General features: G+C 38.4%; 10 protein-coding genes. 6 read left to right on the top strand and 4 right to left on the bottom strand.

Going from position 1 to position 12399, the window contains the following annotated elements; genetic code table 11:
* Positions 1-836: 836 nt before the first annotated feature.
* The 6 genes from LS41612_RS18195 (at position 837) to LS41612_RS18170 (ending at position 8383) form a co-directional block, all read left to right on the top strand.
* Positions 837-1847, top strand: coding sequence for an ABC transporter ATP-binding protein (locus LS41612_RS18195; protein ID WP_024362105.1), 1011 nt, complete (start codon positions 837-839; stop codon positions 1845-1847).
* Positions 1844-2791: an ATP-binding cassette domain-containing protein gene (locus LS41612_RS18190; RefSeq protein ID WP_024362104.1), complete on the top strand. Its 948-nt coding sequence runs from the start codon at positions 1844-1846 to the stop codon at positions 2789-2791. The genes LS41612_RS18195 and LS41612_RS18190 overlap by 4 nt, the downstream gene beginning before the upstream one ends.
* A 1-nt stretch (position 2792) precedes the next feature.
* Positions 2793-3755, top strand: a complete 963-nt coding sequence (gene opp4B, locus LS41612_RS18185; RefSeq protein ID WP_024362103.1) for an oligopeptide ABC transporter permease — start codon at positions 2793-2795, stop codon at positions 3753-3755.
* 30 nt (positions 3756-3785) lie between these two features.
* Positions 3786-4688 carry an ABC transporter permease gene (locus tag LS41612_RS18180; RefSeq protein WP_024362102.1) on the top strand — a complete coding sequence of 301 codons (903 nt, stop codon included), beginning with the start codon at positions 3786-3788 and terminating at the stop codon, positions 4686-4688.
* 17 nt (positions 4689-4705) lie between these two features.
* The gene (locus LS41612_RS18175) at positions 4706-6514 is read left to right on the top strand and encodes an oligopeptide ABC transporter substrate-binding protein (RefSeq protein ID WP_024362101.1); all 1809 of its coding nucleotides are present in this window, start codon (positions 4706-4708) and stop codon (positions 6512-6514) included.
* 63 nt (positions 6515-6577) lie between these two features.
* Positions 6578-8383 carry an oligopeptide ABC transporter substrate-binding protein gene (locus LS41612_RS18170; protein ID WP_024362100.1) on the top strand — a complete coding sequence of 602 codons (1806 nt, stop codon included), beginning with the start codon at positions 6578-6580 and terminating at the stop codon, positions 8381-8383.
* 79 nt (positions 8384-8462) lie between these two features.
* On the opposite strand, the gene LS41612_RS18165 is transcribed toward LS41612_RS18170, so the two are convergent.
* Genes LS41612_RS18165 through LS41612_RS18150 form a run of 4 tightly spaced genes read right to left on the bottom strand, consistent with a single transcriptional unit; the run spans position 8463 to position 12300 of the window.
* Positions 8463-9389: an ABC transporter ATP-binding protein gene (locus LS41612_RS18165; RefSeq protein WP_024362099.1), complete on the bottom strand. Its 927-nt coding sequence runs from the start codon at positions 9387-9389 to the stop codon at positions 8463-8465.
* On the bottom strand, positions 9382-10437 hold the full coding sequence (locus tag LS41612_RS18160) for an ABC transporter ATP-binding protein (protein ID WP_024362098.1): 1056 nt from the start codon (positions 10435-10437) through the stop codon (positions 9382-9384). The genes LS41612_RS18165 and LS41612_RS18160 overlap by 8 nt, the downstream gene beginning before the upstream one ends.
* A 13-nt stretch (positions 10438-10450) precedes the next feature.
* Positions 10451-11371: an ABC transporter permease gene (locus tag LS41612_RS18155; protein ID WP_024362097.1), complete on the bottom strand. Its 921-nt coding sequence runs from the start codon at positions 11369-11371 to the stop codon at positions 10451-10453.
* Positions 11371-12300 (bottom strand): ABC transporter permease, encoded by a 930-nt coding sequence (locus LS41612_RS18150; protein ID WP_024362096.1) that lies wholly within the window; start codon positions 12298-12300, stop codon positions 11371-11373. Before LS41612_RS18150 ends, LS41612_RS18155 begins: the two co-directional genes overlap by 1 nt.
* Positions 12301-12399: the final 99 nt, after the last annotated feature.

The following is a 12399-nucleotide window of genomic DNA, read 5'->3' as shown; positions in this document are numbered from 1 at the left end:
GCGGAGCAGAGTGAAATACCCGCGGAGCAAGGAGATACCCGCGAAGCAGGGTGAAATACCGCGGAGCAGGGTGAAATACCCGCGGAACAAGGGGGAATACCCGCGGAACAAGGGGTAATACCCGCGAAGCAGGGAGAAATACCCGCGGAGCAAGAGAGAATACCCGCGAAGCAGGGTGAACTCCTCCGCTCAAGGCATGAAAACGGGGGTATCAAAATTGTACATGCAAGGATTTTATAAAGCGTAAAAACTAACTAATTTTCTGTAAAAAGTTACAAACTTAAATAACACCAACTGAAAGTGAAATTAAAATATAACTTATTTAAATGAGTTGTATTTTAATTTTATTGATGTAATAAGAAGTGGTTAATGCGGAATATTTATTATGGAAAATAGATAACGATAAATATATCTATAAAATTTATTGATAGTAACTATATTCAGTTAAATAAAACTACCAGTTAAAAACTCATACGCAATTAATTATTCTAAAATAACACTAACAACTTTGCTTATTTATTTTTTAAAGATAACAAATTATTGAATTTGATACTAGGAAACTAATTTTCCTCTAGCGAAAACTAGGCTGATACTACTTAATTTTATAATAGTAATTTGCAAAATAAGCTTGATTTTACGTATTATTTCTAGATAAAATAGCAATACATTTAATTATCTGATTATTCTATCTATAGAAAAGTGTGTTTTTTCTTGTGGTAGGTAATTTTGATAAACATTATTTTTCACAAAAAATAAGAGTGGTGAAAGGGGGATTTTAAATAAATTGCAATTCTAATATAGAGAAAGTGGATAAATAATTGTAGGAGGGAGACTGTTTGTGTACAAATGACTTGTTGACGATAAAAAACTTAACGACGAGCTTTCGATTAAAAGACACTTATCATGCAGCAATAGAAGATGTTTCGCTTTCGCTTAGAAAAAATGAGATTTTGGCTATAGTTGGAGAGTCGGGCTGTGGGAAAAGTACGTTAGCTACAACAATTGTAGGCTTACATAATGCAATGAATACGAAAGTGACTGGAGAAATACTTTACAATCAACAAAATTTAACACAGTTAAGTGAAGAGCAATTCAATCAACTACGGGGGAATGATATTGGCTTTATTTTTCAAGATCCTCTTTCGGCATTAAATCCATTAATGCGCATCCACGAACAAATTGCAGAAGGGCTTATTTATCATACAACACTTACGAAGCAACAACGGGACGAACGTGTAATAGAGTTGTTAGAGCAAGTAGGTATTGCGAATCCTAAACGAGTTGCCCGACAATTTCCTCATCAATTATCAGGTGGTATGCGTCAACGCGTGATGATTGCGATTGCTTTATCGAGCAAACCTGCCATCATTATTGCTGATGAACCGACAACAGCATTGGACGTAACGATACAAGCACAAATTTTAGATCTGTTAAAAGCGTTACAAGATGAGACACATGCTGGCGTTATTTTAATTACCCATGACTTAGGTGTTGTAGCAGAGGTCGCAGATCGAGTTGCTGTGATGTATGCCGGCCAAGTGATTGAAGAGGCGCCTGTTCAAGAGCTTTTTAACAATGCCAAACATCCCTATACACGGTCCCTATTAAACTCGATTCCACAAACTCATGAGGAACATGAACGCCTAGAGGTAATACAAGGCATGGTGCCTTCACTTGTCAATTTGCCACGTGAAGGTTGTCGATTTTCCTCGCGTATACCATGGATTGACGCATCCGCACATGAAAGTCATCCACAATTACATGAAATTGCACCTGAGCATTTTGTCCGTTGTACATGCTGGCAACACTTTCATTTTGCAGGAGAAAGCGAGGGGGTGTCAGGATGAGCTTTATGCAAATTAAAGATTTAAACGTCCATTATCCGATTCGAGGTGGCTTTTTCAATACGATAAAAGATAAAGTGTATGCGGTTGATGGCATTACAATGGCATTTGAAAAAGGAAAAACATACGGTTTAGTTGGCGAGTCAGGTTCAGGGAAATCTACTACAGGTAAAGCCATTATTGGTCTTGAAAAGGTAACAACGGGGCAAATTATTTATGAAGGACAGAATGTTACCAATCGACGTCGCAAGCGAGGGTCAGCCTATAGTCGTGATATTCAAATGATATTTCAAGACGCTCATTCTAGTATGAACCCTAGAAAGCGCGTAATCGATATACTGGCAGAGCCGATACGTAACTTTATGAAGCTTAGTGATCAGGAGGAGCGCAGGCGTATTAAAGAATTACTAGCCATTGTCGGTATGTCGGAGGATGTGCTGTTAAAGTATCCTCATGAATTTTCTGGAGGGCAAAAGCAGCGACTTGGTATAGCGCGCGCGGTTGCTTGTAATCCGAAATTAATTATTGCAGATGAACCTGTGTCGGCACTCGATTTGTCGGTGCAAGCACAAGTGCTGAACTTTATGAAAGACATTCAGCAAGAATATGGGCTAAGTTATTTATTTATCTCCCATGACCTAGGTGTCGTGAAACATATGTGCGATTACATTGCCATTATGTATAAGGGACGCTTTGTGGAAACTGGTACCCGTCAAGATATTTATAGCAATCCACAGCATATTTACACAAATCGCTTACTGTCCGCAATTCCACATATTGAGCCTGAAACAAGAATGGAGCGCAAAGCAGTACGACAAAAAGTCGAAGAGAAATATCAAAAAGACCATCATCAATACTATGATAAGCAAGGCAAAGTATACCCTTTAAAATCTATTTCCGATACACATAAAGTGGCGATGTCCGAAATTGAGCAGGAGGGATTGTAACATGTGGAAAACCGTTGTTAGACGTGTATTCGTCATGATTCCACAATTATTTATCTTGAGTTTAATCGTCTTTATATTGGCAAAGCAAATGCCTGGTGATCCGTTTACAGGGTTAATCACACCTGAAACAGACCCATCAAGAATTGAGGAATTACGAATACAAGCAGGCTTCTATGACCCTTGGTATGAACAGTATTATCGCTGGATTACAAATGCTCTTCAAGGAGATTTTGGACAAAGCTATACATATAAAATTGCGGTGTCAACATTGATTGGGGAGCGTGCACTCAATACATTTTGGCTATCTTTACTTAGTGTTATACTGGTTTATTTATTAGCCATACCACTTGGAATGCTTGCAGGACGTAAACAAGATACATTGTTAGACAAATCCATTATTTTATATAGCTTTATTAGCTTTGCGATTCCGACATTTGTCTTATCACTCGTGTTTTTATTTGTTTTTGGTTATCGCTTAATGTGGTTTCCAACGAGTGGAACCGTTGATGTTGGCCTAGAATCGGGAACACTAACCTATTATTGGAATAAAATATATCACTTGCTCTTACCTGCGATGACGGCAGCTATTTTAGGTACTACAGGGATTATCCAATATTTACGCTCAGAAATTATTGATGCGAAAACACAGGATTATGTCAAAACTGCTCGCAGTAAAGGTATTCCAATAAGAAGAATTTATACGCGACATATTTTCCGCAATTCAGTACTTCCAATTGCAGCGTTTTTAGGGTTTACAATTACAGGTTTATTAGGCGGCTCCATTTTTATCGAAACGATTTACGGCTATCCAGGTATGGGCGAATTGTTTATTAGTTCGATAACGAGTCGCGACTATAGTGTCATTACCGCACTGATTATGCTGTATGGTTTCTTAGCATTATTAGGTAGTCTGTTGTCGGATATTATTATGAGCATTGTCGATCCGCGTATCCGTATAGACTAACGACTAAACATAATGTTGAGGTGAAAGGACATGACACAACATAACAATGAAACAGTAATGATGGAAAGCACACCGCCAACAGGTCTACAAGTTGTTTTACGAGAGTTTAAGAAAGATAGAGTTGCAATGTTTTCTTTTGTGGGCGTTACACTAATCATCATTTCTATTTTTATTACTGCTTGGCTGCTCGATCAAGAGAGCGTGTTAAAAATCAATCTGTTTGAACGCTACACAGAGCCAGGCGAGAATGGCTATATTTTAGGGGCAGATGAGGCAGGACGTGATGTACTTGGGCAACTAGTGATTGGTGCTAAAAATTCACTGTTAATCGCCATTTGGGTGACCGTTATTGCCAATATAATTGGGATTGCGCTAGGGATTATTATGGGCTATTACAGCGGTATTGTAGACAATGTCATGATGCGCATCATTGATTTTATTATTACATTGCCGACATTTATGATTTTTATAGTCCTTGTGTCCATTATCCCTGAATATGGTGTTTTTGAGCTCGTGATGATTATTAGTGTATTTCAATGGATAGGCATTGCACGGTTAATTCGAAGTAAAGCATTATCGGAAGGGCGACGAGATTATGTAAGCGCTTCTAAAACAATGGGGACAAGTGATTTTGCAATTATGTTTAAAGGCGTCTTGCCTAATTTAAGTTCGTTATTAATTGTAGAGTTTACTTTAAGTCTTGCTGGCAATATTGGGATCGAAACAGGCTTATCATTTTTAGGATTCGGGCTACCACCTTCTACGCCAAGTTTAGGTACTTTAGTAAGCTACGCTCGAAATCCACTTGTGTTAGCCGAGAAATGGTGGGTATGGTTACCAGCATCGTTATTAATTTTACTCTTGATACTTGGCATTAATTATATCGGTCAAGCCCTTCGTCGTGCCGCTGATGCAAAACAAAGATTGGGATGATATAGGAGGTAATAACAATGACAAAAAAGTGGTTGATAACTGTCGTGACGTTGACAATCCTATTGCTATTAACTGCCTGTAAAAGCTCCGATAAAGAGCAAGCAAGCGAAGCAAAAGATGGCAATGATAAACCAGCACAAACAGAAGATAACAAAGTAGATACAAGTACACTTCCATTTGAAGTAACGAACGAAGGGGATGCTGTGCAAGATGGCACATTACATGTTGGGCTTGTGACAGATTCTCCGTTCAAAGGCGTTTTCTCATGGGAGTATTACTCTGATGTTTATGACGCAGAAATCATGGCTTACGCAACAAATAGCTTATTTGTATTAGATGAAGACTTTTTAATCACCGATAAAGGAATAGCTAAATTAGATGTCGATGCTGCCAATAAAAAGGTGCTTATTACAATACAGGGCGATGTAAAATGGTCGGATGGCACACCATTAACGGCAGATGACTTAATCTATCCGTATGAAATTATTGGTCATCCAGATTATGAAGGCGTGCGCTATGATGATGATTTTAAAAATATTATAGGGGCTGATGAGTACCATGATGGCAAAGCAAATACGATAGCAGGCATTAAAAAAATAGATGATAAGTCGATTGAAATTGCACTTAAAAAAGTGTCACCAGCTATTTATTCAGGTGGCGATGGCTTATGGGGCTATGCGGCACCAAAACATCAACTAGCCTCCATTGCGGTAAAAGATTTAATTTCTTCTGATGCTGTACGCAAAAATCCAATTACACTTGGGCCATTTAAATTTGACAATATTGTCAATGGAGAGTCCGTACAGTTTGTTGCCAATGAGCATTATTATAAAGGGAAGCCAAAGATTGAGAAAGTAGTTGTACAAGTTGTCCCTTCAACATCGGTAGGGGAAGCGCTGAAAACGGGGAAATTCGATTTAACATCAGAATTTAGAGCCAATCAATATGATAGTATAAAAAATTTAACGAATATTTCGATATTAGGGCGCCCTGAATTATCATACAGCTATTTAGGCTTTAAGCTTGGACACTATGATCAAGAAAAAGGCGAGAATGTTTATGATGAAAAGGCAAAAATGAATGATGCTGATTTACGTAAAGCGATTGCTTATGCCATGGATATTGAAACGGTAACAGATAAATTTTATCAAGGGTTACGTGTGCGAGCGAACTCCTTAATCCCACCAGCTTTCAAATCTTACTATGATGATACGCTAGAGGGCTATTATTATAATCCTGAAAAGGCAAAAGAACTATTAGATGCAGCAGGCTATAAAGATACAGATGGTGATGGTATTCGCGAAGATAAAGACGGCAATAAGTTTGCCATTCGTTTAGCAGCAATCGCCGGTTCGGATACGGATGAAGCGATTGTGGAGTATTATCGTCAAAATTGGAGAGATGTTGGTTTAGATGTGCAATTAACGACAGGGCGTCTTCTCGAATTCAATAACTTCTACGATAAAGTACAAGCAGATGATCCTGAAATTGATATGTATATGGCTGCATGGGGTACGGGGACAAACCCGTCACCAGCAGGGCTCTATAGTAAAGGAGCCACATTTAACTACAGTCGCTATGTTTCGGATGACCTTACAAAGCTATTAAATAATATTGATTCTGAAGCAGCACTAGATGCACATTATCGTGCACAAGCTTTCCGTGCATGGCAAGTTTATATGAATGATAAGGCAATGGTTATTCCAATGTATTTCCGTACTGAGATTATTCCGGTCAATAAACGCATTAAACACTACACTATTCAATATGGAAATACGACAGAGCAACAAAATATTGAATTACTAGCAGAAACACCACTAAAATAGGGCCTTTTTAGCTAAATAATAAATCAACTTTACAAAGTGAAAATGTAAGGGGGAGGAATAACGATGACAAAAAAGTCGTTGACGTTATCCGTGATATTCATAATCATGTTGTTATTAGCTGCTTGCAGTAGCACGAATAAAGAGCAGGCAAACGAGTCCAAAGGCAGCAATGATAAACCAACACAAATAGAGGACAACAAAGTAGACACAAGTTTATTACCAACTGAAGTAACAAATGAGGGAGAAGCCATTGCAGGGGGGACACTACATGTAGGACTTGTATCGGACTCGCCGTTCAAGGGCATTTTCCTTGCTGAACTTTCTGCGGATGCTACGGATTCATCCATAACAGGTTATGCTTCAAATAGTCTATTTGAAGTCGATGGTGATTTTTTATTAACTGATGAGGGAATTGCCAAGTTAGAAGTAGACACTGACAATAAAAAAGTAACAATCACGATTCAAGGCGATGTGAAATGGTCGGATGGTACGCCATTAACGGCAGAGGATTTAATTTATCCATATGAGATTATCGCCCATCCCGATTATGAAGGTGTGCGCTATGATGATGATTTTCGAAATATTATAGGAGCTGAAGAATACCATGATGGCAAAGCAGATACGATAGCAGGTATTAAAAAAATAGATGACAAATCGATTGAAATCGCACTTAAAAAAGTGTCACCCGCTATTTATTCAGGAGGGGATGGCTTATGGGGCTATGCGGCACCAAAACATCAACTAGCCTCCATTGCAGTAAAAGATTTAATATCGTCTGATGCTGTACGCAAAAATCCAATTACACTTGGGCCATTTAAATTTGACCATATCGTCAATGGAGAGTCTGTGCAGTTTGTTGCCAATGAGCATTATTATAAAGGAAAGCCAAAAATTGATAAGCTGATTGTTCAAGTTGTTTCAACTTCAACTGTAGGTGAAGCTGTGAAGGCAGGGCAATTTGACATTGTTTCATTCCCTGCTACACAATACGATAGTATAAAAAATTTATCGAATATTTCTATATTAGGGCGCCCTGAGTTGTCATACAGTTACCTTGGTTTTAAATTAGGGAAATACGATCAAGAAAAGGGCGAAAACATTTATGATGAAAATGCAAAAATGAATGATATCCAATTACGTCAGGCAATTGCGTATGCAATGGATATTGAAAGTGTAACAGATAAATTTTATCAAGGTTTGCGAGTGCGTGCGAATTCATTAATACCGCCAGCTTTCAAAACTTACTATGATGACATGCTGGAAGGCTATCATTTTGATCCTGAAAAAGCAAAACAATTACTAGATGCAGCAGGCTATAAAGATATAGATGGTGACGGTATTCGTGAAGATAAAGAGGGCAATAAGTTTATCATTCGTTTAGCAGCAATGTCAGGCTCTGATACGGATGAAGCGATTGTCGAGTACTATCGTCAAAACTGGAAAGATGTTGGGCTTGATGTACAACTAACGACAGGCCGTTTAATTGAATTCAACAATTTCTACGATAAAGTACAAGCAGATGACCCGGAAATTGATATGTATATGGCTGCGTGGCAAACTGGCTCGAACCCATCACCAGTAGGATTGTATGGAAAAGGCGCAGCATTTAACTTTAGTCGCTACGTTTCGGATGATTTAACGAAGTTGTTAACTGATATTGACTCTGAAGAAGCGCTCGATCAAGCATATCGTGCACAAGCATTCCGTAAATGGCAAGAATATATGGCTGACAAGGCAATGGTAGTTCCTATGTATTTCCGTACTTCAATTATTGCGGTCAATAAACGAATAAAAAGCTATAATATTGATCGTGAAACAGGTACAGAGATTCAAGATCTTGAATTGATAGCTGATGAGCCAATAAAATAAGCGTAAAGAGATGTTTAAGAGAATAATCCTAAAAAAATGATCCATCCAATGCATAATTGCAGTGGATGGATCATATATATTACTTAGTGCCAACCCAAGTTTTCACAAGGTCAGCAGTACCATATACATAATGTTGTTCGCCAACTTCATGGTATGTGGCGCTTTCGTCAACTTCTGTATGTGTATAAGGGATACGTTGACGACGCTTTTCTGACATAGGGTCTGGAAGCGGAATAGCTGATAATAATGATTTTGTATAAGGGTGTACAGGATGATTGTAAATATCATCTGCTTTACCAATTTCCATAATTTTACCACGGTACATAACAGCGATACGGTCACTGATATATTTAACCATCGAAAGGTCATGGGCAATGAAAAGATACGTTAAGCCACGTTCTTTTTGTAGTTGTTTTAATAAGTTTACAACTTGCGCTTGAATCGATACGTCAAGTGCAGAGATAGGTTCATCGGCAATGATAAACTTAGGATCTAAGCTTAGCGCACGTGCGATACCGATACGTTGACGTTGACCACCAGAGAATTCATGGGCATAACGGTTAGCGTGCTCTTTGTTTAAACCAACAGCTTCAAGCAATTGGTTGATTTTTTCGCGACGTGCTTTCTTATCCTTATACAAACCGTGAATATCGAAAGCTTCCCCAATGATTTCTCCAGCCGTCATACGCGGGTTTAACGATGCGTATGGATCTTGGAAAATCATTTGCATTTGACGATTAAAATTCTTTAATTCATTTTTAGATTTTTTACCATGAACGTTTTCACCGTCGAAAATAATTTCGCCACCTGTAATATCATAGAGGCGAATGATTGAACGACCAGTCGTTGATTTACCACAGCCTGATTCACCAACAAGACCAAGTGTTTCACCTTCGTAGACATCAAAACTAATACCATCAACAGCTTTAATAGGGTTGCTTGGTGAACCGAAATATTGCTTTACGTTTTTAACTTCAAGAATTTTTTTTGCACCCGTTTTAGTCATTGAATTCTTCCTCCTTCGCAATAAAGCCTTCAATACGTTTAGCAACCGCATCTGGAAGTGGAATTTTTGGCGCGTCAGGATGCAACAACCAAGTTTTTGCATAGTGTGTGTCGCTTACTTTGAACATTGGTGGCTCTTGCTCATAGTCAATGGCCATTGCAAATTCATTACGAGCAGCAAACGCATCACCTTTTGGAGGATTTGTAAGATCCGGTGGTGAACCTGGAATCGTACGTAATAGCTCGTCCTCATTACTATCTAAATCAGGCATAGAACCAAGTAATCCCCAAGTATAAGGATGTTTTGGATTATAGAAAATATCATCTACTGTACCGTATTCAACGATTTGACCAGCGTACATAACGGCTACACGGTCAGCAACGTTAGCCACAACACCAAGGTCGTGGGTAATGAAAATGATAGATGTTTTAGAATTCTTTTGGATTTCTTTCATTAATTCTAAAATTTGTGCTTGAATAGTTACGTCTAATGCTGTTGTAGGCTCATCGGCAATTAACAACTTCGGATCTGCCGCAAGTGCAATAGCGATTACAACACGTTGGCGCATCCCGCCTGAAAATTCATGTGGATATTGGTTATAACGTTTTTCAGGGAATGGAATACCTACTTGCGTTAAAAGTTCAATCGCGCGTTTTTTCGCCGCATCTTTTGAAACTTTTTTATGTTGTAAAATTACTTCAGTAATTTGACGTCCGACCTTCATCGTTGGGTTCAAACTTGTCATCGGATCTTGGAAAATCATAGCAATTTCATTTCCGCGCACTTTTGACATTTCTTTTTCACTAAGTGGAATTAAATCACGGCCATTGAATAAAATTTGTCCTGACTCATAAATACCAGGTGGCTGTGGAATTAATTTCATTAAGGCGTTACTCGTAACACTCTTACCAGAACCAGATTCACCAACGATCGCTAGCGTTTCACCTTCTTTTAAATCGAAGTTTACACCACGAACAGCATGGACAAGTCCAGCATAAGTTTTAAAGTTAATTTTTAAATCTTTTACTTCTAAAATTGTTTTACTCATTTCGGCCACCTCCTTATTTACGTAGTTTTGGATCTAGTGCATCTCGTAAGCCATCACCAATAGCATTAAACGCAAAGATTGTTAGCGAGATAAATACTGCTGGGAAAATTAAGCGCCACGGAGCGTTAGCAATCGCTTTATTTCCGTCAGATGCCATTGTACCCCATGAAGCGTGTGGAGCAGGGACACCAAGTCCAAGGTAACTTAAGAACGATTCCGTGAAAATAGCAGATGGAATTGTTAATGTCATTGTTACTAAAATTGCACCAAGCGCATTTGGAATTAAATGTTTTAAAATTAAATGCCCTGTGCTAGCACCTAAAGTACGTGCAGCAAGTACATATTCTTGATTTTTAATCGATAATACTTCACCACGGACGATACGAGCCATGTTAATCCAACCTGTAATCGAAAGGGCGATAATCATAGGGAATAGACCTGGTTGTAAAACAACTAATAATACGATTACAACTAATAGGTAAGGAACCGCAGTTAATACGTCGGCAATACGCATCATAATATTATCAACGCGACCACCAGCTAAACCTGAAATACTTCCCCAAAGAACGCCGATAATTAAGTCAATAACCGCCGCTGTAATCCCGATAAATAAGGAAATACGAGCACCTGCCCAAATACGTACGAAAATATCACGACCTAAATCATCTGTCCCAAACCAAAATTCTGCAGATGGTGGAGAGTTGAAAACACCAAGTTGATCGCTGTATTTATATTGTGAAAGCATCGGTGCAAAAATCGCCATTAAAATAATGATGATTAAAGTGACTAAACCAAAAATCGCCATCTTGTTATGTGAAAAACGAATAAATACTTCCTTCCAGAAGGAAACGGATTTATCAGCTAATTTATCAGTTGCTTCATGATTTCCACCGACAATTTTAAACATATCTTTGTTAATCGGTTGTTGCGTCATTACTTTTTCGCTCCCTTCAACTTAATTCGCGGATCAATAAAGCTATATAAAATATCGACAATTAATACCGCAAATAAAAGGATGATTGAATAGAACACTGTCGTTCCCATGATAACTGTGTAATCACGGTTTGTAATACTTTGTACAAAGTGTTTACCTAGACCAGGGATTGCGAATATATTTTCAACGATAAAACTACCTGTTACAACACCAGCTGTTAATGGACCAAGGTACGTGATAACTGGTAGAAGGGCATTACGTAAAGTATGGCGGAAAACGACTGTCCATTTGCCAATCCCTTTCGCACGAGCCATTTTTACATAATCACTGCTGTTTTGTTCAAGCATACTAGAACGTGTTAGTTTAGCGATAAAGCCCATATGTGAGAACGCAATAGCAAGGGCAGGTAAGATACTATAGACGAAACCTTTCCATCCACTAACAGGGAACCAGCCTAATTTAAAGGCTAAGAAATACTGCATTAAACCTGCCAAAATAAACGATGGTACCGATATTCCGAGCACCGCAAAGGACGTTGCCAAATAATCCGGCCACTTATTATGATAAAGCGCTGAAACTACGCCTATTAATACACCGAATCCAACCGCCAATAGCATAGCTTCAATCCCAAGAGTTAACGAAACAGGGAAGCTCTCATTAATCATGTCATTTGTAGAACGCGCTTTATACTTCATAGACTCACCGAAATTAAATGAGGCCGTATCGATTAAATAATCTTTATATTGAATATACCAAGGGTTATTTAATCCATACGTTTCGTTTAACTTTTCCTCGATTTGCGGAGGGAAATTACGTTCACTTGCAAAAGGACTACCTGGAGCAAGACGCATTAAGAAAAACGTAGCCGTTACGATGACGAAAAGCGCGAGAAGTATATACATCAGCCTTTTCAAAATATAATTAATCACATAAAACTCCTCCTTCTATTTGTCAATTTTCTGACAAATATATGCCTTCGTATTTTAAAAAGAGCTGACTCGCGCCGAAGTGGCTTCGAGGCAGCTCTT

Origin of the sequence: Lysinibacillus sphaericus (genome assembly GCF_002982115.1) — a bacterium.
Lineage (GTDB): Bacteria > Bacillota > Bacilli > Bacillales_A > Planococcaceae > Lysinibacillus > Lysinibacillus sphaericus.
Note: the sequence above shows the minus strand (reverse complement) of the source record. Positions and strands in the feature narration are given on the sequence as shown.